The 26,222-nt window shown below is 64.0% G+C and carries 22 protein-coding genes; 8 read left to right on the top strand and 14 right to left on the bottom strand.

Annotated elements, in window-relative coordinates; genetic code table 11:
- The first annotated feature begins 45 nt into the window (after positions 1-45).
- The gene (locus QM612_RS08275) at positions 46-1,434 is read left to right on the top strand and encodes an FAD-binding oxidoreductase (protein ID WP_415253423.1); all 1,389 of its coding nucleotides are present in this window, start codon (positions 46-48) and stop codon (positions 1,432-1,434) included.
- A 78-nt stretch (positions 1,435-1,512) separates the two neighbouring features.
- Here the strand turns inward: QM612_RS08275 and QM612_RS08270 are convergent, their stop codons facing one another.
- The 6 genes from QM612_RS08270 to QM612_RS08245 form a co-directional block, all read right to left on the bottom strand.
- Positions 1,513-2,094, bottom strand: coding sequence for a GNAT family N-acetyltransferase (locus QM612_RS08270; RefSeq protein WP_415253422.1), 582 nt, complete (start codon positions 2,092-2,094; stop codon positions 1,513-1,515).
- A 236-nt stretch (positions 2,095-2,330) separates the two neighbouring features.
- On the bottom strand, positions 2,331-2,897 hold the full coding sequence (yeiP, locus tag QM612_RS08265) for an elongation factor P-like protein YeiP (protein WP_415253421.1): 567 nt from the start codon (positions 2,895-2,897) through the stop codon (positions 2,331-2,333).
- Between the two features lie 52 nt (positions 2,898-2,949).
- Positions 2,950-3,720 carry an SDR family NAD(P)-dependent oxidoreductase gene (locus QM612_RS08260; RefSeq protein WP_415253420.1) on the bottom strand — a complete coding sequence of 257 codons (771 nt, stop codon included), beginning with the start codon at positions 3,718-3,720 and terminating at the stop codon, positions 2,950-2,952.
- A 50-nt stretch (positions 3,721-3,770) separates the two neighbouring features.
- Complete coding sequence (locus QM612_RS08255; protein ID WP_415253419.1) at positions 3,771-4,673, bottom strand: hydroxymethylglutaryl-CoA lyase; 903 nt, start codon at positions 4,671-4,673, stop codon at positions 3,771-3,773.
- A gap of 4 nt (positions 4,674-4,677) precedes the next feature.
- Positions 4,678-6,702 carry an acetyl/propionyl/methylcrotonyl-CoA carboxylase subunit alpha gene (locus QM612_RS08250; protein ID WP_415253418.1) on the bottom strand — a complete coding sequence of 675 codons (2,025 nt, stop codon included), beginning with the start codon at positions 6,700-6,702 and terminating at the stop codon, positions 4,678-4,680.
- A gap of 4 nt (positions 6,703-6,706) precedes the next feature.
- Positions 6,707-7,489, bottom strand: a complete 783-nt coding sequence (locus QM612_RS08245) for an enoyl-CoA hydratase-related protein (RefSeq protein ID WP_415253417.1) — start codon at positions 7,487-7,489, stop codon at positions 6,707-6,709.
- Between the two features lie 105 nt (positions 7,490-7,594).
- Here QM612_RS08245 and QM612_RS08240 point away from each other — a divergent pair, with 105 nt between their 5' ends.
- The 5 genes from QM612_RS08240 to QM612_RS08220 all read left to right on the top strand — a co-directional run bounded on the left by QM612_RS08240 (position 7,595) and on the right by QM612_RS08220 (position 15,064).
- On the top strand, positions 7,595-7,843 hold the full coding sequence (locus QM612_RS08240) for a FeoA family protein (RefSeq protein WP_415253416.1): 249 nt from the start codon (positions 7,595-7,597) through the stop codon (positions 7,841-7,843).
- A complete protein-coding gene (gene feoB / locus QM612_RS08235) occupies positions 7,840-9,699 on the top strand; it encodes a ferrous iron transporter B (protein ID WP_415253415.1) in 1,860 nt (619 codons plus the stop codon). The genes QM612_RS08240 and feoB overlap by 4 nt, the downstream gene beginning before the upstream one ends.
- A gap of 1 nt (position 9,700) precedes the next feature.
- Positions 9,701-9,934 (top strand): DUF6587 family protein, encoded by a 234-nt coding sequence (locus tag QM612_RS08230; RefSeq protein WP_415253444.1) that lies wholly within the window; start codon positions 9,701-9,703, stop codon positions 9,932-9,934.
- Positions 9,935-10,433: 499 nt separating this feature from the next.
- Entirely contained in the window at positions 10,434-14,627 is a 4,194-nt protein-coding gene (locus tag QM612_RS08225; protein WP_415253414.1) for an RHS repeat-associated core domain-containing protein, read from the top strand.
- Between the two features lie 2 nt (positions 14,628-14,629).
- Positions 14,630-15,064: a hypothetical protein gene (locus QM612_RS08220; RefSeq protein WP_415253413.1), complete on the top strand. Its 435-nt coding sequence runs from the start codon at positions 14,630-14,632 to the stop codon at positions 15,062-15,064.
- Positions 15,065-15,207: 143 nt separating this feature from the next.
- On the opposite strand, the gene QM612_RS08215 is transcribed toward QM612_RS08220, so the two are convergent.
- The 6 genes from QM612_RS08215 to QM612_RS08190 all read right to left on the bottom strand — a co-directional run bounded on the left by QM612_RS08215 (position 15,208) and on the right by QM612_RS08190 (position 20,128).
- Complete coding sequence (locus tag QM612_RS08215) at positions 15,208-15,561, bottom strand: FxLYD domain-containing protein (RefSeq protein WP_415253412.1); 354 nt, start codon at positions 15,559-15,561, stop codon at positions 15,208-15,210.
- Positions 15,558-16,061, bottom strand: a complete 504-nt coding sequence (locus tag QM612_RS08210; RefSeq protein ID WP_415253411.1) for a bactofilin family protein — start codon at positions 16,059-16,061, stop codon at positions 15,558-15,560. The genes QM612_RS08215 and QM612_RS08210 overlap by 4 nt, the downstream gene beginning before the upstream one ends.
- A gap of 133 nt (positions 16,062-16,194) precedes the next feature.
- On the bottom strand, positions 16,195-17,805 hold the full coding sequence (locus tag QM612_RS08205; protein ID WP_415253443.1) for a carboxyl transferase domain-containing protein: 1,611 nt from the start codon (positions 17,803-17,805) through the stop codon (positions 16,195-16,197).
- A gap of 99 nt (positions 17,806-17,904) precedes the next feature.
- A complete protein-coding gene (locus tag QM612_RS08200; RefSeq protein ID WP_415253410.1) occupies positions 17,905-18,291 on the bottom strand; it encodes a hypothetical protein in 387 nt (128 codons plus the stop codon).
- A gap of 202 nt (positions 18,292-18,493) precedes the next feature.
- Positions 18,494-18,814 carry a hypothetical protein gene (locus QM612_RS08195; RefSeq protein WP_415253409.1) on the bottom strand — a complete coding sequence of 107 codons (321 nt, stop codon included), beginning with the start codon at positions 18,812-18,814 and terminating at the stop codon, positions 18,494-18,496.
- A 138-nt stretch (positions 18,815-18,952) separates the two neighbouring features.
- Positions 18,953-20,128, bottom strand: coding sequence for a thiolase family protein (locus QM612_RS08190; RefSeq protein WP_415253408.1), 1,176 nt, complete (start codon positions 20,126-20,128; stop codon positions 18,953-18,955).
- A gap of 176 nt (positions 20,129-20,304) precedes the next feature.
- Between QM612_RS08190 and QM612_RS08185 the strand changes: the two genes are divergently transcribed.
- Positions 20,305-23,280, top strand: a complete 2,976-nt coding sequence (locus QM612_RS08185; protein WP_415253407.1) for a S8 family serine peptidase — start codon at positions 20,305-20,307, stop codon at positions 23,278-23,280.
- A gap of 129 nt (positions 23,281-23,409) precedes the next feature.
- On the opposite strand, the gene QM612_RS08180 is transcribed toward QM612_RS08185, so the two are convergent.
- The gene (locus QM612_RS08180) at positions 23,410-24,567 is read right to left on the bottom strand and encodes an isovaleryl-CoA dehydrogenase (RefSeq protein WP_415253406.1); all 1,158 of its coding nucleotides are present in this window, start codon (positions 24,565-24,567) and stop codon (positions 23,410-23,412) included.
- A 128-nt stretch (positions 24,568-24,695) separates the two neighbouring features.
- Positions 24,696-25,796, bottom strand: a complete 1,101-nt coding sequence (locus QM612_RS08175; RefSeq protein ID WP_415253405.1) for a Glu/Leu/Phe/Val dehydrogenase dimerization domain-containing protein — start codon at positions 25,794-25,796, stop codon at positions 24,696-24,698.
- Positions 25,797-26,022: 226 nt separating this feature from the next.
- Here QM612_RS08175 and QM612_RS08170 point away from each other — a divergent pair.
- Positions 26,023-26,222: cobalamin B12-binding domain-containing protein (locus QM612_RS08170; protein ID WP_415253404.1), on the top strand; the 200-nt coding region annotated here is incomplete at its 3' end.

Below are 26,222 nucleotides of genomic sequence, written 5' to 3'. Positions count from 1 at the left end.
GCCGCTGGCAGGCTTGCGGCTTCCACGCCTGCTCCCACGCCCCCGATGACCGACTCCCGCCTTGCCGACCTGCAACGGTCGCTGCCCGGCCTGCGCCTGAAAACCGAACCCGCCGACCTTGAACACTACGGCCGCGACTGGACACGCCGCTGGACGCCCGCACCGCTGGCGGTCGCGCTGCCGGACAGCGTGGAAGAGGTGCAGGCGCTGGTGCGCTGGGCGAATGCGAACGGTGTGGCCGTGGTGCCCTCGGGCGGGCGCACCGGCCTGTCCGGCGGCGCGGTGGCGGCAGATGGCGAACTGGTCATCAGCCTGGAACGCATGAACAAGGTGCTGGGCTTCGATGCGGTGGATCGCACGCTGACCGTGCAGGCCGGCATCCCGCTGCAATTGGCGCAGGACGCCGCACGCGAGCATGGCCTGCAATACCCGGTGGATTTTGCCGCGCGTGGCTCGTGCAGCATCGGCGGCAACATCGCCACCAATGCCGGCGGCATCCGCGTGGTGCGCTATGGCAACACCCGCGAATGGATTGCCGGCTTGAAACTGGTCACCGGCAGCGGCGAATTGCTGGAGGTGGGCCGCGCGCTGGTGAAGAACTCCAGCGGCTACGACTTGCGGCATCTGGCGATTGCCTCCGAAGGCACGCTGGGCATCATCGTTGAAGCCACGCTCAAGCTCGCCGACCCGCCGCCGCCGACCAATGTGATGCTGCTGGCGTTGCCCAGCTTCGATGCGCTGATGCAGGTGTTTGCGGCATTCCGCGCGCGGCTGCAGTTGCAGGCCTTCGAGTTCCTCACCGACCGCGCGCTGCACCATGTGCTGGCGCATGGCGCGCAGCCGCCGTTTGACGAAGCGCATCCGTTCTACGTGGTCACCGAGTTTGCCAGCGATGAAGCCAGCGAGGCCGAAGCGCTGGCGGCATTCGAGCAATGCATGAACGACGGACTGGTCAGCGATGGCATCATCAGCGCCAGCGACACGCAGGCGGCGCAGCTCTGGCGGCTGCGCGAAGGCATTACCGAAAGCCTCGCGAAATACGTGCCGTACAAGAACGATGTTTCGGTGCGGATTTCGGCGATGCCGGCCTTCCTCGCCGAAACGCAGGCGCTGCTGGGGCGCGAATACCCGCAGTTCGACGTGGTGTGGTTCGGCCATATCGGCGATGGCAACCTGCACATCAATATCCTGAAGCCCGATGGCATGGCGCAGGCGGATTTCGTGGCCGACTGCGAGCGCGTCACCAAGCTGCTGGCGCAGGTGTTGCAGGCGCATGGCGGCAGCATTTCCGCCGAGCATGGTATCGGGCTGGTGAAGAAGCCCTATCTGTCGTCAACGCGCAGCGAGGCGGAAATCGCGGCGATGCGCGGGATCAAGGCGGTGTTTGATCCGAACGGGCTGATGAATCCCGGCAAGCTGTTTGATCCGGCTTGAAGCGGGATGGCACAGCGGGGAAAGCCCCGCTGCTACAAGGGGCGGGAATCCGTAGATGCCGAGCTTGCTCGGCATGCACTACATCAATCGAGCATCCAGTCGATCACGGATCGCCGGCCATTCCGGCGCGATGATCGAGTAAGTATAGGTATCGCGCAGGCTGCCATCCTTGTGCCGCTTGTGCGCCCGCAGCACGCCATCGAGTTTTGCGCCAAGTCGTTCAATTGCCGCCTGCGAGCGCAGGTTGAGGTGGCTGGTGTGGAAAAACACCGATTGCGCGCCCAGCGTGTCGAAGGCATGCCCCAGCATCAGCCGCTTGTTCGCGGTATTGACGTGGGTGCGCCAGCTTGATGCCGCGTGGAAGGTGTAGCCGATGGCGAGCGTCGGCACGCTCATGTCGATGTCATAGAAGCGCGTGCTGCCGACCACGCGCCCTCCCGCGATGATGGCGAAGGGCAGGTGCTGGCCGGCATCGCGCATCGCCAATGCCTGTTCGACCCACGCGGGGATGCCATTGCGATCAGGCACGTTGACGTAGTTCAGCGCGCCGATGTCGCCGTCGTCCACCGCGTCCTGCAAGGGCGCGATGTGCTCGCGCGACAGTGGTTCCAGGCGGATGCCGTGACCGGAGAGGGTGACGGGGGCGATGGCTGAGGTCATTTGCTATTAGCTCGTCATTCCGGCGAAAGCCGGAATCCAGCTTTTTCTCACGGAACTAGGGAAGGTCTGAACAAGCCGTCATTCCGGCGAAAGCCGGAATCTAGCTCTTTGGTAAGTCATTGAAAAAGCTGGATTCCGGCTTTCGCCGGAATGACGTTTCGGGAGTTGTTCAGAGCTTCCCTAGGAACTGGATTCCGGCTTTCGCCGGAATGACGAGATGAGGTAGCGCGCCCTTCTTACTCCGCGCGCCCGCCGAACTCGCCGGTGGTGGTGTTCACCAGCACCCGCTCGCCGTTGACGATGTACTCCGGCACCATGATTTCGATGCCGGTGGACAGCTTGGCCGGCTTCGGGCGCTTGGTGGCGGTGCCGCCCTTGAGTTCCGGCGGGGTGTCCACCACTTCCAGCGTGACGTGCTGCGGCAACTGGATCGCCACCGGCGCGTCTTCGATCAACTGCACGTAGATGCCGGTCAGGCCGTCGGTGATGTAGCCGGCGTCGTCGCCGATCACGTCCGCATCCAGCGTGTAGGGCGTGTAGTCCTCGTCGTCCATGAACACGAAGGCCTCGCCGTCCTTGTACGAGAACGTGGCCTGCCTGCGGCTCATGTCCACTTCGCGCAGGTCGTCGTCGCCATCGAAGCTGGCGTCCAGCTTGCTGCCGCCGGGAATGGCATACATGACGAAGCGGAAGCGCACGTTGCCGCCACGGCCCTGCGGGCTGCTGCGCTCGATGTCGCGGATTTGATAAACGCCGCCGTTGTGTTCGACGACGTTGCCTTTCTTGATGTCGTAAGCCTTCATGCGTGTCTCCCCCTCTCCCGCTGGCGGGAGAGGGCAGGGGTGAGGGTGGTTGTTATTTCGGAGCAAGCCGCGTCGCGCCATCAAGGCGGATCGTCTCGCCATTGAGATAGGTATTGCCAAGGATGTAGGCCACCAGATCGGCAAACTCCGCGGGCTTGCCGAGGCGCGCCGGGTAGGGAATGGTGGCTTCCAGCGAGGTGCGCACGTTGTCCGGCATGCCATCGACCATTGGCGTCCAGAACACACCCGGCGCAATCGTCATCACGCGGATGCCGAAGCGCGCAAGCTCGCGCGCCATCGGCAGGGTCATGCCGACCACGCCGCCCTTCGACGCCGAATACGCAGCCTGCCCGATCTGGCCTTCATAGGCCGCGACCGACGCGGTGTTGACGATCACGCCGCGCTCGCCGTCATCGCCGGCCTCGTTGTGCTGCATCAGCTCGGCGCAGGCCTTGGCGACGTTGAAGCTGCCGACCAGGTTCACCAGCACCGTGGTGCGGAACTGCGCCAGCGGCATCGCGCCCTCGCGGCCCAGCACGCGGCCCGCGCCGAGGATGCCGGCGCAGTTCACCGCCACGTTCAGGCCACCCAGAAACGCTTTTGCGGCGGCGACATTCGCGGCAACGCTGGCCTCGTCGGTGACATCGGTCTTGAAATAGCGGGCATTGGCATCGCCCAGTTCAGTGACGGCGGCAGCGCCCTTGTCGTCGTTGACGTCGAACAGCGCGACCTTGCCGCCGTTTTCGACCAGACGCTTCGCCACCGCGAAGCCAAGACCGGAAACGCCGCCGGTGACCACGGCGCGCGCACTGGAAATCTGCATGGGGAATCCTGCTGGCGGAAAACCGCGATTTTACCGGAGACGGTGCCGCATCAGGCCTGCGCTGCCAGCGCCTTGCCTGCCTTGCTGCCGGTTTCGCGGCCCAGCAGGCCCGCCAGCCAGCGGCCTGTTTCGGCCAGCAAGGGCAGGTCGATGCCGGTGCGGATGCCAAGCCCGTGCAGCATATGGACCACATCCTCGGTCGCCACGTTGCCGCTGGCACCTTTCGCATACGGGCAACCACCTGCGCCGGATACCGCGCTGTCGATGACGGCAACGCCTTCCTCCAGACAGGCCAGCACATTGGCCAGCGCCTGTCCCCAAGTGTCGTGAAAGTGGATGGCGAGCGCGCCCATCGGCACTTCCGATGCCACCGCTTTCAGCATCGCCCGCGCCTTGTGTGGCGTGCCGATGCCGATGGTGTCGCCCAGCGAAATCTCGTAGCAGCCCATGTCATGCAGCGCACGCGCCACGCGAACCACCTCGGCCAGCGGCACCTCGCCCTGATACGGGCAGCCGAGCACGGTGGAAACATAGCCGCGCACCTTCACGCCATCGGCCTTGGCCCGTGCCAGCACCGGCGCGAAGCGTTGCAGGGATTCATCGATGCCGGCGTTGGTGTTTTTCAGGTTGAAGGTTTCGGACGCGGCGGTGAACACCGCGACTTCCTCCGCACCTGCCGCGCGCGCGCGTTCGTAACCTTGCTCATTCGGCACCAGCACCGGATAGGCGATGCCGGGTGCGCGCGTGATGCCGGCCAGCACCTCGGCGGCGTCCGCCATCTGCGGCACCCATTTCGGGCTGACGAAGGCGGTGGCCTCGATACTGCGCAGGCCGGTGCGCGAAAGCCGGTCGATCAGCGCGATCTTGTTGGCGGTGCCGATGTCGGTTTTTTCGTTCTGCAGGCCGTCGCGTGGGCCGACCTCTACGATGCGAACGTCGATAGGCAGGCTCATGGCATCACTCCAGCGTCGCCAACACGGTATCGCCTTCGACGAAATCGCCGGGTTTCGCGCGGACTTCGGCGATGACGCCATCGCGCGGGGCTTTCAGCGCCAGCTCCATCTTCATCGCCTCGATCACCAGCACCACATCGCCCGCGCTGACGGCATCGCCGGTCTGTTTTTGCACGACAACGACGCGGCCCGGCATCGGCGCGCGGATGCGGTGGTCGGCGCTGCCCGACGCCTGATCTGCATGTCGATAGACGGACTCGGCGTGCAGGTGCAGGCGCTGCTGGCTGTCATGCACCAGTACCTCGCCGTTGCCGCAGGTGGCGCGGAAGCGGCGCATGCTGCCGTCGATGCGTGCGCTGAGGGCATCGCCTTCAAGGCGCGCGCCGGATACCGCATGCGATGCGTCCCCCAGTTCGATGACGTAGTCACCATCGTGGCCGTGTGCGGTCAGTTCGATGCGAGCATCGCCATGTGCGAAGGCCAGCCGGCGGATGCCGCCATGGCCCAGACGCCAGCCATCGGCGATGGCCCAGGGCGATGTGGGATCGTTGCCTTGCGTTGCGATGTTGCGGGCTTCGGCTTCCTGCGCCAGCAGCTGCGCGGTGGCAGCGGCCAGCAGCAGTGATGTGTCGGTTTCGGCGGGCGCGAGGAACTCGTCGAGGTGACGATCCAGATAGCCGGTGTCGATGCGTGCTTCCACGATGGCCGGGTGCCGCACCAGCCGTTCGAGGAAGGCGATGTTCGACTTCGGCCCCGTGATTTTGCTTTCGGCCAGCGCATCACGCAGGCGGGCGAGGGCGCGCGGGCGATCCTCGTCCCAAACGATCAGCTTGGCGATCATCGGGTCGTAGAAGATCGTCACGGTGTCGCCTTCGATCACGCCGGAATCGATGCGCACATGTCCATATCCTCTTCCTCCCCCGCTTGCGGGGGAGGGTTGGGGAGGGGGCAGGCGCAGCGTCTTCAGCGTGCCGGAGCCGGGCAGGAAGCCGGCATCCGGGTCTTCCGCGTACAGCCGCACTTCGATGGCGTGGCCGCGCTGGGTGATTTGATCCTGCTGCAACGGCATTGCTTCGCCAGCGGCGATGCGCAACTGCCATTCGACCAGATCGAGACCGGTCACTTCCTCGGTGACAGGGTGTTCCACCTGCAACCGCGTGTTGATCTCCATGAAGAAGAACTCGCCCGACGGCGCGACGATGAACTCCACCGTGCCGGCGTTGGCGTAGTCGATGGCGCGCGCCGCCAGCACCGCCGCCGCGCCCATGCGCGCGCGCAGCTCGGGCGTGAGGAAGGGCGAGGGCGATTCCTCCAGCACCTTCTGGTAGCGGCGCTGCGCCGAGCATTCGCGCTCGCCGAGGTGGATGGCGTTGCCGTGTGCATCGCCGAAGATCTGGATCTCGATGTGGCGCGGATGCTCGATGTAGCGCTCCAGCAGCACGCGGTCGCGGCCGAAGGCGCTGGCAGCCTCGCGCTGGCAGCTTTGCAGGTTGGCCGCGAACTCGCTGGCCTGCCGCACGATGCGCATGCCCTTGCCGCCGCCGCCGTGCGCGGCTTTTATCATCAGCGGATAGCCGATGCGGTCGGCCTCGCGTTGCAAAAGTTCAGGCGACTGGTCTTCGCCGGTGTAACCCGGCACCACCGGCACGCCCGCCGCCGCCATCAGATCCTTGGCACCGGCCTTGCTGCCCATCTTGCGCATCGAGCTGCCTGCCGGGCCGATGAAGGCGATGCCGGCAGCCTGCACGGCGTCGGCAAAATCGGCGTTCTCGGACAAAAAGCCGTAGCCGGGATGGATCGCCTGCGCGCCGGTTTTTTTCGCAACATCAAGGATCACATCGCCGCGCAGATAGCTGTCCTGCGGGCGCGGGCCACCGATGCAGTGCGCCTCGTCCGCGAGCCGCGCGTGCTGTGCGTCGGCATCTGCTTCCGAATACACGGCGACGGTGCGGATGCCCAGCCTGCGCGCGGTGCGGATCACGCGGCAGGCGATTTCGCCGCGATTGGCGATGAGGATGGTGTTGAACATGGCTTTAGAGCACCCACGCTGGCTTGCGCTTGTCGAGGAAGGCGGACAGCCCTTCCTGTCCCTCCGGCGAAACGCGCAGGCGGGCGATCAGTGCGGCGTTGTCGGCGTCGTGTTTTGCTCCGTCGGCATGTGCGCAGACAGCGCGGACGAGTTGCTTCGCAGTGGCTGTTGCAATTGGGGCGGATTTCAACAGCAGGCTGATCTGCCGCTGCACGGCGGTGTCCAGCGCGTCGGCATCGACCACTTCATGCAGCAGCCCGATGCGCAGGGCTTCGGTGGCGTCGAAGATTTCAGCAGTTGCGAAATAGCGCCGTGCGTGGCGCGGGCCGATGGCGTTGATGACGTAGGGCGAGATCACCGCCGGCAGCAGGCCCAGCTTGGATTCGGTGAGTCCGAACCTGGCTTCCGTCGTGCCGATGGCGATGTCGCAGCAGGCCACCAGCCCCACGCCGCCGCCGAAGGCCGCGCCCTGCACGCGGGCGATGGTGGGCTTGGGCAGTTCGTCCAGCGTGCGCATCAGGCGGGCCAGGGCAAGGCTGTCGGTGCGGTTTTCTTCCTCGCTGGCAGCGGCCATGCCGCGCATCCAGTTGAGGTCGGCACCGGCAGAGAACGACGGGCCTTCGGCTTCCAGCACCAGCACGCGGATGGCGGCATCCATTGCCACCTCGTCCAGCGCGGCGGTCAGGCCGGCGATCAGGTCGGCATCGAAGGCGTTGTGTACCTGCGCGCGGGTCATCCGCAGGCGGGCAACACAACCGTCACGGTGCAGTTGCAGGGCTTGGCTCATGCGCGGTTCCGGAACGGACAGATGCGTCAGTTGCGAATGATACCGGCAGGCCTGGATGCTAGAATTGAGAACAATTCCCATTTGTCTGGCAGCCGCAGGCGACCGATGACCCTGACCGAACTTTCCCGCCGCACGCCGGCCATCGTTGACGCCGTGGAAGATCGCGCGCCGAACGATCCCATCGCCCGCCGCCTGCGTGAGCTGGGTTTCGTTTCCGGCGAGCAGGTGGAAGTGGTGGCCGCTGGCCCGCTGGGCGCAGAACCGCTGCTGGTGCAGGTGGGCTTCACGCGCTTTGCCTTGCGCCGTTCGGAAGCCGCGCGCGTGCGCCTGCGGCAGCAGGGAGCCGGCGCATGAACACCGCAGCCAGCACGCCGCGCATCGCCCTGGTCGGCAACCCGAACTGCGGCAAGACCGCCCTGTTCAACCTGCTCACCGGCAGCCGCCAGAAGGTCGCCAACTACGCGGGCGTCACCGTGGAGCGCAAGGAAGGGCGGCTGCATGCGCCGTCCGGCCGCAGCTATGCGCTGCTGGACTTGCCGGGTGCGTACAGCCTGAATCCGGCGAGTCTGGACGAGGCCGTCACCCGCGACCTGATCCGCGGCTTCTATCCGGGCGAAGCCGCGCCGGATGTGCTGCTGTGCGTGGTCGATGCCACCAACCTGCGCCTGCACCTGCGCTTCGTGCTGGAGCTGCGCGAACTCGGAAAACCCATCGTGGTGGCGTTGAACATGGCCGACGCCGCGCGACGTCGCGGCATCGAAATCGATGTCGATGCCCTGCAGCGCGAACTGGGCATGCCGGTGGTGGAAACCGTGGCCGTGCAGCGCCATGGCGCCGATGCACTGGTGACGAAGCTTGATGCCTTCGCAACCAATCCGCCTACCGCAGCTTCCGCGTTGCCGGAAGGCAGCGACATCCACGAGGAAACCCGCCGCCTGCTTGCCGCCACCGTGCGCATGCCCGCGCGCACCGCGAAGATCGACGACGCGCTGGATCGCTGGCTGCTGCATCCTGTGTTCGGCCTGCTGGCGCTGTGCGTGGTGATGTTCCTGATTTTCCAGGCGGTCTATGCCTGGGCGACGCCGGTGATGGATCTGATCGAGGCCGGCACCGAAGCGCTGGGCGCATGGGCCGGCGCGCATCTGCCGGAAGGCCCGCTCAACAGCTTGCTGGTCGAGGGCATCATCGCCGGCCTTGGCGGGGTGATCGTGTTCCTGCCGCAGATTCTGGTGCTGTTCGCCTTCATCCTGATTCTCGAAGAATCCGGCTACCTGCCGCGCGCGGCGTTCCTGCTGGATCGGCTGATGGCCGGCGCGGGCCTGTCCGGGCGCAGCTTCATCCCGCTGCTGTCCAGCTTCGCATGCGCCATCCCCGGCATCATGGCGACGCGCTCGATCCAGGATCCGCGCGACCGCCTTGCCACCATCCTCGTCGCGCCGCTGATGACCTGCTCGGCGCGCTTGCCGGTGTATGCGCTGCTGATCGGTGCCTTCATTCCTGCGCGTGACGTGTGGGGCGGTTTCAGCATGCAGGGGCTGGTGCTGTTCGGCCTGTACATGGCCGGCATCTTCAGTGCGCTGGCGGTGTCGTGGGTGATGAAGAAGTGGAAGCGCGACAAGGGCGAGCATCCGCTGCTGCTGGAGCTGCCGTCCTATCGCCTGCCCAATCCGCGCGATGTGCTGATCGGCCTGTGGGAGCGCGGGATGATCTTCCTCAAGCGCGTGGGCGGGATCATCTTCGCGCTGACCGTGTTGCTGTGGGTGCTGCTCACGTTCCCGGCTGCGCCGGCGGATGCCACGCTGCCGGCGATTGACTACAGCTTCGCAGGCCGCATCGGCCATGCGCTGGCGGCGGTGTTCGCGCCACTCGGCTTCAATTGGCAGATCTGCATCGCGCTGATTCCCGGCCTTGCCGCGCGCGAGGTGGCGGTGTCGTCACTTGCCACCGTCTATGCACTGTCTGCGGCGGATGACGATGCCGCTGCGCAGGCACTCACGCCGCTGATCCAGGATGGCTGGTCGCTGGCGACCGGCTTGTCGCTGCTGGTGTGGTTCATCTACGCGCCGCAGTGCCTCGCCACCTGGGCGGCGATCAAGCGCGAAACCGGCTCGTGGAAGACGATGGCGCTGGCGGCAGGCTATCTGTTCGTGCTGGCGTATCTGGCCTCGTGCGTGACCTACCGCATTGCGGTGGCGCTCGGTGCTGGATGAGATGGACGCCGGGCTGCTGGCGCAATACCTGATCGTGGCGCTGGTGGTGCTTGCCAGCGTCGCCATCGTGATGCGTTCGCAGTTGCCCGCCACCACCCGCAAGCTGCGCGTCGCCATCGCATTGCCGCTGCTGCGCGAGGGCAGGGCGGGATGGGTGAAGTCGATAGGCCGTTTCATCGCGCCTGCGCCGAAGGCAGGCGGCGGTGGTTGTGGTGGGTGTGATAGCTGCGACTAGCGATGCCGTCATTCCGGCGAAAGCGGGAATGACGATCAAAAGCGGGAATGACGGAAGCGTGTGCGCCGTAGTCCGGCGCGGCGAGGAAGGGTTGCAAACGATTTCAATCGTGGATAACAATCTTCCTCTGTGAGGGGGAATCGGTGCGGTGAAAGGTACTCGTTGCGAGTGGTGAAGAGTGTGTCTTGCGAGTCTTAAGACGCAGGCATGATCCGCCAGACATGGGTATTCATGCGCGCGTTGGCAGTAAAAGGCACAAAGGAGATTCATGAGTACGACATGTTGGAAATACATGGTATGTGGCGCGCTGGGACTCGGTAGCTTGTTGGCACCATGGAAGGTGCAGGCCATGGTTGTTGGCCCGGATGGCACATGCCCATCAGGATGGGGTCCAGATCAGACGCATCCGGGTGAATGCATCAAGACGCTTGAAACAGTAACCGCTGTGGGCAGCAGGGCATCTTTTAGCGTATATGGTTGGTCAGGCCCCATCTGGGGCATGGATGCCAGTTACATGGGGTCGCGCGATAAAGTGGGCGGTTATGCCCAGACAGTGGGCCGGGTGGGTGGAAAGGCCCAGAAACTACAGAAATCCGGCTGTGAAAAAAGCAAGGGGAGTGGTGATGCCGCGCAGTCGATCGAGCCAGGCGTCATGGCGACGTCCCATCCGGTCTTGATTGCGACGGGCGAGAAAATCCTCCCGCAAGGCGACATCACCCCAATGGGTGATGGCGTGGCGTTGCAGGTAGTGAGGCTCTACACCGGGAGCAACAGCAAGATTGGTGCATTTGGGCAGTCCTGGAGCGCCAGTTTCGACTACACCTTGGTATTCGAGTACGAAAATTACGTTTGCTGGGCATGGCTGGATCGAGATGAGACCTGTAATCCAAATGGCAAGCCTTTGCGGACGGTGCATGCCTATAATCCATCAGGATATGCAACACATTTCCGCTTGAGCGATGGTGTCTGGACATCTGATGAGGGCGATACCCTACAGTTTGTTGATGGTGAGTGGATCGTCAGTTATCTGGATGGTTCCCGTCATCTTTTCAGTTCGAAGGGCAAGCCGAAGAAGATTCTGGGCGAGCGCGGGATCGGTCTTGCATATGCCTACGATGCCAATAACAAGCTGGTGACAATTACCCATACCTCCGGTCGGTCAATTTCATTGACATGGTCGGGTGGCAAGGTCGTGGCGATCACCGCGCCGAACGGCAAAGCTTATGGCTATGGCTACAGTTCCGCCGGCTTTCTTGCCAGCGTCGTGTACCCGGACGGGCTTGGTACGCGCATCTATCATTACGAAGACAATTTCGATGCGGGGCGCCTGACGGGCATCTCGATTAACGGAGTGCGTTATTCCCGTTACCAGTATCTTGCTGACGGGCGAGTCCAATGGTCGGGGCTCGAGGGTGGTGTCGAACGCAGCAATTTCAATTATTTAAATGACAGGACCGAGGTTGCCAATGCCCTCGGGCAAACGACGGTGTACGACATCGCAACCATTAATGGCGCACGCCGCGTCATGGGTATCACCCGCCCACCATCGGGCACTTGCGCAGGTGGCGTACGTGAAACCGTGTATGACACCAACGGCAACGTGGATTACGAACTGGATGGCGATGAGGTCAAGACGGACTACACGTACGATGCCGACAACCGCATTGTCCAGAAGATCACCGGCATCGGCCCGAACGGGGAAACCGACCAGCAGCAGATCACGCAATACATCTGGGATGCGACCCGCAAGACGCGCCTGAACCAGATCAAGGTGTTTGGCACCAGCACCAGCCAGCCGCTGAATACCACCACCTACACCTACTATCCGGACGGCGACCCGCGCGCCCGGCTGCTGCAATCAGTAGCGGTGACCAACCACGGCGGCGGTACCGTGGGTACGCTGACCACCACATACGACTACATCGTGCATCCCAATGGCCTGATCGCCACGATGACAGTGGATGGCCCGTTGTCCGGCACTGGCGACACCGTGACCTCCACCTATGACAGCGCCGGCAATCTGCTGGAGGTGAAGAACAGCCTGAACCACGCCACGACCTACGCGAATTACAACGCGCTGGGCCAGCCCGGCACGATCACCTCGCCCAACGGCGCAGTGGTCAGCTATACGTACAACGCGCGGGGGCAGGTGCTGACCGAGACGCGGACGGTAAACGGGGTGGCGCAGACCACGACCACCACCTACGACAATCGTGGACGCCCGATCAAGGTCACCACGCCGGACGGCAACTGGATCGAAACCAATTACGATGCCTATGACCGGGTGACTTCGGTGTCCAAAACGGAGGAGTTGGAAGACATCGGCGAATTCGGTGATCTCGATTACGAATATAACCGCGTCGAAACCCGGAAGCAGGCTTTCGTTTACAACCTGCTCTCGCAACCAACCAGCGAGACAACCACGTATCGCTATCAGGCGAGGATGTGGGACGAGACGCGCAACAAGCTCATGCCGGTTCTCTATACGACCACCCAGCACAAGGTCAGCTACGAATACGATGCCGGTGGTTTCCTGAGCAAGCGCAAGGGCGAGAACGGTCAAAGCATTACTTACCACTACAACGCCAATGGCGATGTGGACTGGGTGAAGGATGCACTGAACAACACGACCAGCTATGCCTACGACCGCCATCGCCGGGTCAGCAGCGTGACCGATGCCAACGGTGGCGTCACCCTGATGGGCTACACGCCGCTGGGGCTGACCGCACTGGTGCGCGACGCCCGCAACAACGTCACGGCTTATGCGTATGACGGCCTGGGCAACCTGCTCAGCCAGACCAGCCCGGACACGGGCATGACCACCTTCACTTACAACAGTGCCGGGCAGCAAACGCAGGCACAGCGCGCGGACTTGTCCACGCTGACCTACAGTTACGACACGCTGGGCCGGTTGGTGGCAGTGACGGGTGGCGGTCAAAGTCGCGCATACAGTTACGACTGGTGCACAAACGGTAAAGGCATGCTCTGTGGCTTGGATGGCAGTGCCGGCGTCTGGACGCACTTTGCTTATACACCGGAGGGGCAAGTCTCGATTCGGCATGACAGCAATGCAGGCATGAGCTATGACGACTGGACGGCCTACAGCTACGACGGCATGGGGCGTTTATCCGGGATTGGTTATCCCAGCGGGATCAGCGTGGGTTACGGCTATGCCGCAGGCAATCTGACCGCCATTACCGCGACGGTAAACGGCAGCACGCAGACCATTGCCCACATCGATAGTTACCAGTATCTGGGGCCACCCGCGTACATGGGGTATGGCAATGGCCTGTGGCGGACGACCAATTACGACATCGACCGCAGGGTCACCGGGATCAGCACGAAGCACGGCAGCACGCCAATCCAGAGCCTGACCTACGGCTTTGATGTGGCAGACCGGATCACGGCGATCACCAATGGCGTGGATGCCAATCAGACCCAGCAGTACCAGTACGATGCGCTCTCGCGGCTGACACGGGCAGAACTGGCGGGCGGCAATATTGCCACCTATGGGCATGACGCAGTGGGCAACCGCACCAGCATGGGCAATACCAGCCCGGCCAGCACGACGGCCTACACCATCGCCGGCACAAACAACCGGCTGACGCAGGCGGTAACCGGCAGCCTGACCCGGAGCTTCACCCACAACCCGAACGGGGACATCACCGCCTTTACCGGCACGGATGGCGTCACCAATACGTTGACCTACGATCCATTTGGCAGGCTGGCAAGCCACACCAAGTCAGGTGCCACGACCTATTACACGACGAATGCACTGGATCAGCGGGTGGCGAAGTACGGCCCGGCCGTGGCCGACACCCGCTACATCTACGCAGGCCAGAACCAGCTATTGGCGGAAAAGAACGCCAACGGCTGGACCAGCTATATCTGGAACGGTGGCGAACCCATCGCCATGGTGCGTAACAACCAGATCTACTACCTCCACAACGACCATCTGGGCAGACCGCAACTGGCAACCAACAGCAGCAAGGCCATTGTGTGGAAGGCCAGCAATACCGCATTCGACCGAAGCGTCACCACGGACAGCATCGGCGGACTCAACCTCGGATTTCCGGGGCAGTACTTTGATGCCGAATCGGGCATCTGGCACAACGGCTACCGGGATTATCTGCCCGACGCCGGCGGGCGGTATCTCCAGAGCGATCCGATTGGGCTGCGGGGCGGGATTAACACGTATGCCTATGTTGGCGGGAATCCAATATCGTTCGTGGATCCTCTTGGATTGGAAGGCATTGGGCCGTGGACTTTCCCGCCAGGGCCGCAACGTGATGCGTACATGGCAGCTCATAATGGAGCGCGTGGGCCTGATTTCGTTCAGCTATCGGGGTCGCTATATGTATTTGGGGGCAGCATCGCGTTGAGCCGTAGCGGCAACATCTTTGCGTCCGGCGGAATTGGAAGGGCGTATCCAAACCCGGTACGTGGACTTGGTTTTTCGTTAAATGCAGGAAACCTGATCTCGAATTGCCCTGATGCAAAAGAACGGGGTGCTAAGACGGATAAGTTCCTTACTGGTCTTGGCTATTCCGCCACAGCACACGGCGTCATCGGCGGTGGTGCCGCCTATTCCCCTGGTAGCGGCGGTGCGATTCTCTATGGAGTTGGTGCTGGTGTAGAAGTCTCGCCTGGTTCCGTCGGTGCCCAAACGCCGTGGTCGTTGCCGGGGTGGTGAGGATGTCACTGCGACCTATTTTCGTGAATGTAATCGGCCTGGCTTTTATCGCGGCCTGCTTTTACCTCGTCATTGGTCATATGCGCTATTTGAGAAAATCTTCCAGACCAAGCCGAGAGACCATTTGCAGAGAGTTGGATGAAGTGACTGTGGCTTTCCCTGGCACAAGGTCGTCCGAGGTTGAAATATTCGACAAGAAATCTGTCTACATCTCTGCACGTGTGCATATGAGAGCGACAGGTGATGCGCTCACAACCGCGGACGGTCAGAAGCGAATGGAAGCCAATGGGTGGCGAAAAGCACAAGTGGCTTATGGGGGCATTGACCGTTATTGTAAAGGCGACCTGGTTGCGGAAGTGGTGCCACTGAAATCGGCTGACTCATACGCTCTGCAAGTTAACTGGGGCAATGCCGACGTAGTTTGCAAGTTCAAATAGCCAGTATGTTTTGAAAGGCAGCGAAGTCCCGCACTGCGGGGCTTCGTCTTCTTTTTCGGCTGGCTTTTTTCTTCATCGGCACGCCGGTTGTTTCCTCGGGTTCTGGAATGAACGGCGGCAGGGTCTTGCGCCTAAGCGCCTAGCTAGTGCTTCAACCGCTTTTTGCCACTTGCCGGCACCGCTTCCACCGTCACGCTGAAGCTGCGTGATTCGCCGGGAAACACCGCGCCGACGCCCGCCACGTGGCGACCGACTTCCTCGCCGCGTTCGTTGCGGATCACCACCACCATCGTGTACTCGAACGCATTGTCATCCAGCGCGTTCACCGTGCCTTCCACTTTAAGCGGCACGAAGCGCTGGGCGGCGTCGATGGCCGGGGCATCGAACTTCAGATGCCCACGGCAGGCCGGACAGACCGCCGAGCTTTCCAGGATGGTAGCTTTGCAGTGCGGGCAGGTGCGGGTGGCACCTGCCGTTCCCGGGCGGATGGCGCTCATGCGGCGCTGCCGTTCTCCGGCTTGCCTGCGGACTTGCCATCCTTGTCGCCCCAGCCGCATTCCACATGGCCGCGAATGCGGCTGCCAGCCGCCACGGTCAGGGTGCCGGCCTTCAGGTCGCCATTGATGACGCCGCTCTGCTGCAATTCCACCTGCTGGGCGGAGGCGATGTTGCCTTCCAGCTCGCCGGCCAATGTCACCTTGTTGGCGGACACGCCGCCGGCGACCTTGGCACCTTGTTCGATGGTCAGGTTGCCCTGCACCTTGACGTCGCCTTTGAACTTGCCGGCGATGCGGACGTGGCCGCTGCCTTCGATCTTGCCTTCGATGGCGAGATCGGCGGCGATCACCGATTCACGCGCGGCAGTTTCCACCGCGCGGATCGGCGTGGGCGTTGATGCTGGTGCTACAGGCTCGTCGGTGGGCGTCGGCGATGCCAGGTCGAAGCGGGCGGGTTCATTGGCCTTGGGGGCCGGACTCGGGTCTTTCCAGATAGCCATGTGGCAATCTCCTCGGGGGCGGACTGCCGAGGCTATCACCGATTTAGCGCAACTATCTTCCTGAATGCGGGAAGATCATCGCGCAAGTCGTTGAGCGCGATGGACATCACATCCCGGCCTGCAAGATCGTGGCTTACATCCGGAACACGCCGAAGCGTGTCCGGTCTTCGATAGGCGCGTTGAGCGCGGCGGACAGCCCCAGCCCCAGCACGCGGCGGGTATCGGCAGGGTCGATGATGCCGTCGTCCCACAGCCGCGCGGTGGCGTAGTAGGGGTTGCCCTGATCCTCGTACTGCTGGCGGATCGGCGTCTTGAAGGCGTCTTCTTCCTCGGGCGTCCACACACCGCCTTTTGCTTCGATGCCGTCGCGCTTCACCGTTGCCAGCACGCTGGCGGCCTGTTCGCCGCCCATCACGCTGATGCGCGCGTTCGGCCACATCCACAGGAACCTTGCCCCATAAGCCCTGCCGCACATCGCGTAGTTGCCTGCGCCAAAGCTGCCGCCAATGACCACCGTGAACTTGGGCACATGGCTACAGGCCACCGCCGTCACCATCTTCGCGCCATCCTTGGCGATGCCGGCCTGCTCGTACTTCTTGCCGACCATGAAGCCGGTGATGTTCTGCAGGAACACCAGCGGGATGCCGCGCTGGTTGCACAGCTCGATGAAGTGCGCGCCCTTGAGCGCGCTTTCCGCGAACAGGATGCCGTTGTTGGCGACGATGCCAACCGGGTAGCCGTGCAGGTGCGCGAAGCCGGTCACCAGCGTCTTGCCGTAGCGCGCCTTGAATTCCTGCAATTCGCTGCCGTCGGTGACGCGGGCGATGACCTCGCGGATGTCGAACGGGCGGCGCGCGTCCTTCGGCACGATGCCGTACAACTCCTCGGCGGAGTAGAGCGGCTCGCGCACGGGCTGGGTTGCCACCGGCAGCACTTTCCTGCGGTTGAAGCTGGCAACGATGCCGCGCGCGATTTCCAGCGCATGCCGGTCGTCCTCGGCGAAGTGGTCGGCCACGCCTGAAATGCTGGTGTGTACGTCTGCGCCGCCAAGCGTCTCGGCATCCACCACCTCGCCGGTGGCCGCTTTCACCAGCGGCGGGCCACCGAGGAAGATCGTGCCCTGTTCCTTCACGATCACGGATTCATCGCACATCGCTGGCACGTAGGCGCCGCCGGCCGTGCAACTGCCCATCACCACCGCGACCTGCGGGATGTTTTCGGCGCTCATCCGCGCCTGGTTGTAGAAGATGCGGCCAAAGTGTTCCTTGTCGGGAAACACCTCGTCCTGCAAGGGCAAAAACGCGCCGCCGGAATCGACCAGGTAGATGCAGGGCAGCTTGTTCTCGCGTGCCACGTCCTGTGCGCGCAGGTGCTTCTTCACCGTCATCGGGAAATAGGTGCCGCCCTTGACGGTGGCGTCGTTGGCGACGATGACGACTTCCTGCCCGCACACGCGCCCGATGCCGCAGACCATGCCTGCCGCAGGCGCGGCATCGTCGTACATGCCTTCGGCGGCCAGTGGCGCGATTTCAAGGAAGGGCGAGCCCGGGTCGAGCAGGGCGTCGATGCGCTCGCGCGGCAGCAGTTTGCCGCGTTCGACATGTTTGGCACGCGCCTTCTCGCCGCCACCGTCCGCCGCACGGGCCAGCCGGCGGTCGAGTTCGGCCACCAGTTCGCGATGGTGCGCGGTGTTGTCGAGGAAATCCTGCGAGCGGGTATCGAGTTGCGAGGTCAGCGCGGGCATGCGGCAGGCCATGTATGCGTAGCCGGCAAGGATAACGCCCCAAAAAGAAGAAGGCCCGCCGAAGCGGGCCTTCCTTGTACAGCAATGTCGCGAAGCGGCTTACTTCTTGGCGGCTTCTTCGACCTTGGCAGCGCCATCCTTGACGGCACCGGCAGCAGCAGCGGCTGCGTCCTTGGCGGCGTCAACGGTCGCGTCACCGGCAGCGGCAGCGGCGTCGCCGGCAGCAGCGGCAGCGTCAACAGTCGCGTCGGTGGCGGCAGCAGCGGCGTCGGCGGTTGCATCGACGGTTGCGTCGGCAGCGGCAGCGGCAGCGTCGCCAGCAGCGGCGGCAGCGTCACCGGCAGCAGCGGCGGCGTCGCTGGCAGCGTCGGCAGCCTGTTCGGATGCGGCAGCCGCGTCGGCGGCAGCGGCTTCGGTGGCTTCGTTCTTGCAGGCCGACAGAGCGAGGACGCCAGCGGCAAGGAGCACGTAGAGCTTGGTGTTCATGATTCTCTCCAGAAAGGGTTGTCTGAAATTACAGCGGTTTTCGGATCAGGCAACGCCAGTGCGCTTAGCGATCCGGCAGGGCCGGCGGGTCGTTCACTGACTTACAACAACCCCGGCGGGCCGGGGGTACGAAAAAGCCGTCGGCGTACCGACGGCTTCTCCGATTCTGCGTAATTGATAGGGCGAAGAGTCGCCGTCTCGATTACTTGGTTTCTTCGACAGCGGCTTCGGCAGCGTCGGCAGCCTGCTCGGCGGCATCGGCAGCCTGGCCAGCAGCCTCGGCGGAACCGGCTTCAGCGGAAGCGGCAGCAGCGTCGGCAGCCTGGGCGGCGGTGTCGGCAGCAGCCTGGGCGGCGTCAGCGGTGGCAGCGTCGGCGGTGGCAGCGGCTTCGTCGGCGGTGGCCTGGGCAGCGTCGGCAGCAGCAGCGGCGTCGGCGGTGGCTTCGGCAGCGGCTTCCTGCTTGTTGCAAGCGGTCAGAGCCAGGCCCAGCGCCATCGCCAGCAGGATCTTGTTGATGGACATGATGCGATTTCCTTGGATGAATGGGGTGTTAGGACAACGCGCGAACCGCGCGCCCCTAACATGATGACAAGCCATTGTCGCGTGTCAAGCGGTTAGACGATTTTTTTTGCGTTGTGCGTTCAGTGCTTGCGGCGGTGTTTACGCCAGTTCCAGTGCCAGTGCCACCGCCTCGCCGCCGCCAATGCACAGCGAAGCCACGCCGCGCTTGCCACCACGGGCTTTCAGCGCATGGATCAGGGTGACCAGCAGGCGTGCGCCGGACGCGCCGATGGGATGGCCCAAGGCCAACGCACCACCGTTCACGTTCAGCTTGCCATGTGGGATGCCAAGGTCGCTCATTGGCGCCATCGCCACGCAGGCAAAGGCTTCGTTGACTTCGAACAGATCCACGTCGGCCACCGTCCAGCCTGCCTTGTCCAATACCGTCTTGATGGCCGCAACCGGCGCGGTGGTGAACCATTCCGGTGCCTGCGCATGGGTGGCGTGCGCGACGATGCGCGCCAGTGGCGTTGCGCCGGCGGCAGTGGCGGCAGCGGACGACATCACCACCAGTGCGGCGGCACCATCGGAAATCTTGGAGGACGAGGCGGCGGTCAGCACGCCTTCCTTGCCGAAGGCCGGGCGCAGGTCGGGGATCTTGGCCGGGTCGATCTTGCCCGGTTCCTCGTCCTTGTCGATCAGCACGTCACCCTTGCGGCTCTTGACCGTGACCGGGGCGATTTCGGCGGCGAACGCGCCAGCGGCCTGCGCGGCCTGTGCGCGCTTCACACTTTCGGCGGCAAAGGCATCGACGGTGGCGCGATCCAGGCCATATTGGGCGCAGGTGGCATCGCCAAACACGCCCATCGCCTTGCCGTCCTCGGGATTGGTCAGGCCGTCCCAGGCCATGTGATCGACCAGTTCGCCGTTGCCGAAGCGCAGGCCGGTGCGTGAGCCGTTCAGCAGGTGCGGGGCATTGGTCATCGATTCCATGCCACCGGCAACCACCGTCTGCGCGGAGCCGGCCTTGATGATGTCGTGGGCCAGCATCACCGCCTTCATGCCGGAGCCGCAGACCTTGTTGATGGTGGTGCAGCCGGCGGCATCGGGGATGCCGGCGGCACGCGAGGCCTGCCGCGCCGGTGCCTGGCCGAGACCGGCCGGCAACACGCAGCCCATGATGACCTCGTCCACCTTGTCCGCCGGGATGCCGGACTGCGCCAGCGCGGCGGAGATCGCAGCTGCACCCAGTGCCGGCGTGGGCGTGCCGGTGAACTGGCCGAGGAAGGAACCGATGGCGGTGCGCTTGGCACCAACGATGACGACGTCGCTCATGAGGAAAGCTCCGGGCAGGAGGCCGGATGGCCGGAAGCGCCGATTATTGCGTGAAATGCGACCGCTTGCCGGGATACGGGAATCCCGCATTGCGCGAATCAGGCGCGGGGCTTACAAAGGGCGCGCAAGCAATCCACCAGAACGGTGGCCTGCGCAACGGGGAAGCAAGGAACATCATGAACAGCAACGCATCTAACACATCGTCAATCCGCCGCCTGCATGCGGCTGCCGTATTGCCCTGCGCCATCGCGCTGGCACTGGCGGCGTGCGGGGGCGGCGGCAGCAATGTGCGCTCGACGCCAACAACCCCCAGCACGCCCACGCCGCCAACCGGCTTGGATTTCACGCCCACGGTTGCCAACGATGCCACGCTGACGGTCAATCCGCCGACCATTCCAACGCTGGCCGCTCCGCTTGCGCTGACCAACAACAGCCTCAATCGTCACCTGCTGTTGACCAATGCGGCGGGCGCGCTGGGCGCCGGCTTGAAGGGGCAGGGCGTGACCATCGGCTTCATGGATTCCGGCGTGAACCGCAACCACCCCACGCTGAGCGGACGGGTGACCAAGAGCTTCATCCACATCTGCACCACGGCAGCATGCGGCAACGATCTCAGCGTGGATGACGCCGTCGGGCATGGCACCGTGGTGGCGTCGCTCGCCGCCGGTCGCCCGGCGCTGGGCAATTACCTCAATAGCGATGGCACCAATTCGGGCAATACCGCCACCTGGGGCGGTGGCGTGGCGCAGGATGCCTCCATCGTCTCCTCGCGCATCATCAGTGATGCACCGCCGAGCGACGATGGTTCTGGCGAGGGCAACGAAATCACGGCAGGCGATGGTTACGGCGCATTTTTCCGCGATTTGAACGCGGAAATGGCGAATGCCGGTGCCAAGATCATCAACAACTCGTGGGGTGGTCTGTACTGGAACGATCCGGCGCTGACCACCGAGCTTGCGACGGCGTGGAAGGATTTCACGGTGAACCGTGGCGGCATCATCGTGTTTGCCAGCGGCAACAGTGGCGAGGATTCGCGTTTCCGTTCGCAACCTTCCGACAACGCCATGCTGCCCACGCTGGCGAACGATGCGGAGCTGGAAAAGGGCTGGCTGACGGTGGGCGCGCTGGATCCGCTCAATCCGACCCAACTGACCAGCTATTCGCAGGAATGCGGGCCGGCCATGAACTACTGCCTGGTCGCGCCGGGCAACGTGGTCTTCATTGACCCGGACGCGACTTCGCAGGCCACCAGTGGCCTGTATCAAGGCGGTGGCACGTCGTATGCCGCGCCGCAGGTGTCCGGTACTGCGGCGGTGGTGTGGGCGGCGTTCCCGTATTTCACCAACGACCAGGTGCGCCAGGCGATTCTTGGCGGGGCCAAGGATCTCGGCGCAGCGGGCGTGGATACGGTCTTTGGCTGGGGCTTGCTGGATGTCACCAAGGCGGCGATGGGCCCGAGCAACTTCGCATGGGGTGATTTCAGCGTGTCGTTCACCGGCAATTCGGTGTGGCGCAACGAAATCATCGGCAGCGGCGGGCTGGTCAAGAACGGCAGCGGCAATCTGACCCTGGCCGAGGCCGGCAAGTTCACCGGCGCGACCCAGGTCAACGCCGGCGGGCTGGATGTGCGCAAGGGCCTGCAGTCGAATCTCACCATCGCCAGCGCGGGTACGGTCTGGGCCAGCGGCGCGTTTGGCGGCAACGTCAGCAACAGTGGCAAGTTCCTGAGCGGAGCAAGCACGCCTGCCAGCATCGCCGGCAACTACACCCAGTCTTCCACCGGCAATCTTGGCGTTTGGCTGGGCAGCAAACTGCAGGTCACCGGCAGCGCCAGCCTTGCCGGCACCATGTCCATCCTCGGGGTCAAGACCGGCTACACCACCAGTGCGAAGGAAACCCTGCTGACCGCCAATGGCGGCGTCAGCGGCAGCTTCTCCTCGTTGAAGGCAGCGTCCAACGTGTTCCTGGATGCGTCGCTGGGCTACGACGCCAACAACGTCTTCCTCAACATCAACCGCATCAACGTGGCCAATGCCGTGGCGGGCCTGGGTCTGGATGGCATCAGCATCGCCTCGGCGGCGCGCGTGGAATCGGCGATGCAGGCCATCGACGGGCAACTGTCCGGGCTGCAGCCCGTCGGCATCGGTGCCACGTTCATCGATGCCGCAGGCGCGTTGCAGCAGTCCACCAGCATTGCAAGTGCGGATGCCTCGCTGCGCAGCCTGTCGGGCGAGCTGCATGCTGCGTCGGCATCGATGACGTTGGATGCCATCGACGCGGGCCGGCGCACGCTGGATGGTCGCATCGATACGCTGGCGCGCCGCCCGCAGGCCAGTGGCGGCTGGTATCGCGACCTGTCCAGCGGCGGCGTATTGGCGCAGGCCGGTTTCGACAGCGTCAGCATGGATGCCGCCGGCGAGATGATCGGCAACGACTGGCGGCTGGGCGAGCATGCGGTGCTGGGCGTGGCGATGAACCGCCTTGAACAATCCAGCTGGCTGAGCGCGTTCGGGGATCGCAGCCGTGGTCGCCAGCGCGAGCTGCAGCTATACGCAGCCAGCTGGCAGGGGCCGTGGCAGGCGCGGGCGCAATTTGCATCAGGCAGCTATGACCGCCAGATGCAGCGCAACCTGCAACTCGGCGCGCTGCGCGATGCCGTGGCGACGCAGCTGTCCGGCGATTACCTCGCGCTGTCCGGTGAAGTGGGCAGGCGTTTCGATGCCGGTGCGTTCGCGCTGACGCCGTATCTCGGCAGCCAGTACGTGCGCATCGCCAACGATGGCTTCGCCGAAGGCAGCGCGACCGGCTTTGGCCTGCGTGCGAACGCATGGGACAGCAGTCGCTGGCAGGCCTTTGGCGGCATGCGCGCCACGCGCGGCTGGCGCGTGGGTGATGTCGCGTTCACTGCGGATGCGCGCGCCGAATGGCAGCGCACGCTGTCGGCGGACGGCTTCGCTTTCGATGCGAGTTACACCGGCCTGTCGCAGTGGGCACCGCTGCAAGGCATCGGGCTGGCGCAGCGCAGCCAGTTGTTCGGCATCGGCCTGAATGCCGTGAGCGGGAATGCCGTGTTCCGCTTCGACCTGAGCCGCCGCCGCAGTGACGTGAATGAAAGCAGCATGGCGTCGGTGCAGGCGTTGTATCGGTTTTGAGCGTCAACTCCTCCCCCTGCTTGCAGGGGGAGGCTGGGAAGGGGTTCGAGGCGCGCAGCGCCGAGTCCTCAAGTGAGGGATTACCCCTCTCCAGCCATCTCCCGCAAGCGGGAGAGGGAGAAAACCAGATCAGCTGTTGCCGGCGAACAACTCGCGCCCGATCAGCATCCGCCGGATTTCATTGGTGCCTGCGCCAATCGCGTACAGCTTGGCATCACGCAGGATGCGCCCGGTGGCGAACTCGTTGATGTAGCCGTTGCCGCCGAGGGTCTGGATGGCTTCCAGCGCCACCTGCACGGCCGCTTCGCTTGCATGCAGCAGGCAGGACGCGGCGTCGATGCGGCTCTTGTGGCCGGCGTCGTAATCACGCGCCACCTGATAGGCGAAGGCGCGGCTGGACTGCAGCGCGGTGTACATGTCGGCGATCTTGGCCTGCATGATGCCGAAGGTGCCGATGGCCTGCCCGAACTGCCGGCGCTCGCGCACATAAGGCAGGGCGATGTCCAGCGCCGCCTGCATCAATCCCAGCGGCCCGCCTGACAGCACAAGGCGCTCGGTGTTCAGGCCGCTCATCAGCACCTTCACGCCGTTGTTGACTTCGCCCAGCACGTTCTCCTGCGGGATCTCGCAGTTCTCGAACACCAACTCGCAGGTGTTGCTGCCGCGCATGCCCAGCTTGTCCAGCTTCTGCGCGGTGGAAAAGCCCTGCATGCCCTTTTCGACGATGAAGGCGGTCATGCACTTGCTGCCCAGCTCGCGGCTGGCGGTGCGCATATAGACGATGAGGACGTCGGCTTCCGGGCCGTTGGTGATCCACATCTTGTTGCCGTTGGCGACCCACACATCGCCTCTCAACTCGGCGCGGCAACTCATCGAACCCACCACGTCGGAGCCTGCGCCCGGCTCACTCATCGCCAGCGCGCCCTTGAACTGCCCGCTGCACAGCTTCGGCAGGTACTTCGCGCGCTGTGCATCGTTGCCGTTGGCATGCAGATTGTTGACGCACAGATTGGAATGCGCGCCATAGCTCAGCCCCACGGAGCCGGAAGCGCGGCTGATTTCCTCCATCGCCACCAGATGCGCGAGGTAACCCATTTCGCTGCCGCCATGCGCACCCGGCACGGTGATGCCCAGCAGGCCCATTTCGCCGAGCTTCGGCCACAGATCCTGCGGGAAGGCATTGTCTTCGTCGATCTTCGCCGCGCGCGGCGCGATTTCGGTTTCGGCAAAGCGGCGCACCGCCTCGCGCAGGGCATCGATGTCATCGCCGAGGGGAAATGGACGCATGTGCAGGTCTCACAGGTGTGATGGGTGGCGCAATGCAATGGGCTTGGCCGTAGGTGCGGAGCTTGCTCCGCACTGTGTGTCGAGCAAGCTCGATACCTACGATCAAGCCGATAACGCAGGGCGGGTTGTCAATGCCCGCGAATGCGCCCCTGGAAACGGGTGCGCCCACGCCCCAGCGGCAGCTTCAGCTTGCCGATCTTCTCGATGCGCTCTTCGGCAAGACGGTCGGCAGCCATGTAGGTCGGGATGTTGTCGCGATCTGCGATTTCGTAGATGCGCGAAAGGTTGTGGTAGATCGTGCGCATCATCCGCATCGCGCGCTCGCGGTTGTAGCCGTCCAGCTCCAGTGCCACGTTCATCACGCCGCCGGCATTCACCGCATAGTCCGGCGCGTACAGGATGCCGCGACGCACCACTTCATCGCCAATTTCGTTGCTCGCCAGCTGGTTGTTGGCCGCGCCGCAGATGACCTTGCACTTCAGGCGCGGCAGGGTTTGTTCGTTGACGGTGCCGCCCAGCGCGCAGGGCGAATACACGTCTGCCGGCACGTCGTAGATGTCGTCCAGTGCCACCGCTTCCGCGCCGTATTCGGACACGGCCTTGTCCACCAGCGACTGGTTGATGTCGGTGACGAAGAGCTTTGCGCCGCGTTCCTTCAACAGCTTCACGTATTCCATGCCAACGTGGCCCAGACCCTGCACGGCATAGGAATACTTGCCCACGTCTTCGTCGCCGAACTTGCGGTTGAGTGTCGCCAGCAGGCCCTGCAGGGTGCCGTAGGCGGTGAACGGCGAAGGATCACCGGAACCGCCATGCACCTGATGCACGCCGGTGACGTACTCGGTTTCGCGATAGACGTATTCCATGTCGTTGACGTCGATGCCCACGTCCTCGGCGGTGATGTAGCGCCCGCCCAGCGATTCCACGAACTGGCCGAACGCGCGGAACAACGCCTCGGACTTGTCGGTGGCCGGGTTGCCGATGATGACCGCCTTGCCGCCGCCGATGTTCAGGCCGGCCACTGCGTTCTTGTAGGTCATGCCGCGCGACAGCCGCAGCACGTCATTCAGCGCTTCGGCTTCACTCCGGTACGGCCACATGCGGGTGCCGCCCAGCGCCGGGCCCAGCACGGTGTTGTGGATGGCGATGATCGCCTTCAGGCCGGCGTCCTTGTTGTGGCAGAACACGACCTGTTCGTGGCCGAAGGTGTCGAGCGTTTCGAAGATCATGGGAGAACTCCGGCCGGTACCGCGTGGAAGCCATCGGTGCCGACGGTGGTTGAGGAGGTTGGAAACCCGGTGGATGCGCCTTGGACGGGCAGGGCGGGTGGCGCAGGGCGCGCATTCTAAGCCATCGTCCGATGCCGGTCTGAATACGCAAGGGTATGGCCCAGGGCCACGCGCGGGGGCAGGGTTACAATCGAAACCATCTTCGCAACACGCCGGAACGCCGCGCATGAGCACGCCCGCCGCTACGCCTTTCGACAAGCATGTGCCGCAGCAACAGCCCGACGCCACGCCGCTGCGCTTCGTCACCGCCGCCAGCCTGTTCGACGGCCACGATGCCGCGATCAACATCATGCGCCGGTTGATCCAGGCCCAGGGCGCGGAGGTGATCCACCTCGGCCACAACCGCAGCGTGGAAGACGTGGTGCG

It is taken from the genome of Thermomonas sp. (assembly GCF_047606765.1).
GTDB lineage: Bacteria > Pseudomonadota > Gammaproteobacteria > Xanthomonadales > Xanthomonadaceae > Thermomonas.
Note: the sequence above shows the minus strand (reverse complement) of the source record. Positions and strands in the feature narration are given on the sequence as shown.

Bases quoted from the DNA above. Each gene is read 5' to 3' on its own strand.
- QM612_RS08220 (WP_415253413.1), top strand. From the start codon at position 14,630: ATGTCACTGCGACCTATTTTCGTGAATGTAATCGGCCTGGCTTTTATC.
- QM612_RS08190 (WP_415253408.1), bottom strand. From the start codon at position 20,128: ATGAGCGACGTCGTCATCGTTGGTGCCAAGCGCACCGCCATCGGTTCC.
- yeiP (WP_415253421.1), bottom strand. From the start codon at position 2,897: ATGAAGGCTTACGACATCAAGAAAGGCAACGTCGTCGAACACAACGGC.
- QM612_RS08260 (WP_415253420.1), bottom strand. From the start codon at position 3,720: ATGCAGATTTCCAGTGCGCGCGCCGTGGTCACCGGCGGCGTTTCCGGT.
- QM612_RS08200 (WP_415253410.1), bottom strand. From the start codon at position 18,291: ATGAACACCAAGCTCTACGTGCTCCTTGCCGCTGGCGTCCTCGCTCTG.
- QM612_RS08245 (WP_415253417.1), bottom strand. From the start codon at position 7,489: ATGAGCCAAGCCCTGCAACTGCACCGTGACGGTTGTGTTGCCCGCCTG.
- QM612_RS08230 (WP_415253444.1), top strand. From the start codon at position 9,701: ATGGACGCCGGGCTGCTGGCGCAATACCTGATCGTGGCGCTGGTGGTG.
- feoB (WP_415253415.1), top strand. From the start codon at position 7,840: ATGAACACCGCAGCCAGCACGCCGCGCATCGCCCTGGTCGGCAACCCG.
- QM612_RS08210 (WP_415253411.1), bottom strand. From the start codon at position 16,061: ATGGCTATCTGGAAAGACCCGAGTCCGGCCCCCAAGGCCAATGAACCC.
- QM612_RS08185 (WP_415253407.1), top strand. From the start codon at position 20,305: ATGAACAGCAACGCATCTAACACATCGTCAATCCGCCGCCTGCATGCG.
- QM612_RS08240 (WP_415253416.1), top strand. From the start codon at position 7,595: ATGACCCTGACCGAACTTTCCCGCCGCACGCCGGCCATCGTTGACGCC.
- QM612_RS08195 (WP_415253409.1), bottom strand. From the start codon at position 18,814: ATGTCCATCAACAAGATCCTGCTGGCGATGGCGCTGGGCCTGGCTCTG.
- QM612_RS08180 (WP_415253406.1), bottom strand. From the start codon at position 24,567: ATGCGTCCATTTCCCCTCGGCGATGACATCGATGCCCTGCGCGAGGCG.
- QM612_RS08270 (WP_415253422.1), bottom strand. From the start codon at position 2,094: ATGACCTCAGCCATCGCCCCCGTCACCCTCTCCGGTCACGGCATCCGC.
- QM612_RS08275 (WP_415253423.1), top strand. From the start codon at position 46: ATGACCGACTCCCGCCTTGCCGACCTGCAACGGTCGCTGCCCGGCCTG.
- QM612_RS08175 (WP_415253405.1), bottom strand. From the start codon at position 25,796: ATGATCTTCGAAACGCTCGACACCTTCGGCCACGAACAGGTCGTGTTC.
- QM612_RS08225 (WP_415253414.1), top strand. From the start codon at position 10,434: ATGGATGCCAGTTACATGGGGTCGCGCGATAAAGTGGGCGGTTATGCC.
- QM612_RS08215 (WP_415253412.1), bottom strand. From the start codon at position 15,561: ATGAGCGCCATCCGCCCGGGAACGGCAGGTGCCACCCGCACCTGCCCG.
- QM612_RS08205 (WP_415253443.1), bottom strand. From the start codon at position 17,805: ATGCCCGCGCTGACCTCGCAACTCGATACCCGCTCGCAGGATTTCCTC.
- QM612_RS08250 (WP_415253418.1), bottom strand. From the start codon at position 6,702: ATGTTCAACACCATCCTCATCGCCAATCGCGGCGAAATCGCCTGCCGC.
- QM612_RS08255 (WP_415253419.1), bottom strand. From the start codon at position 4,673: ATGAGCCTGCCTATCGACGTTCGCATCGTAGAGGTCGGCCCACGCGAC.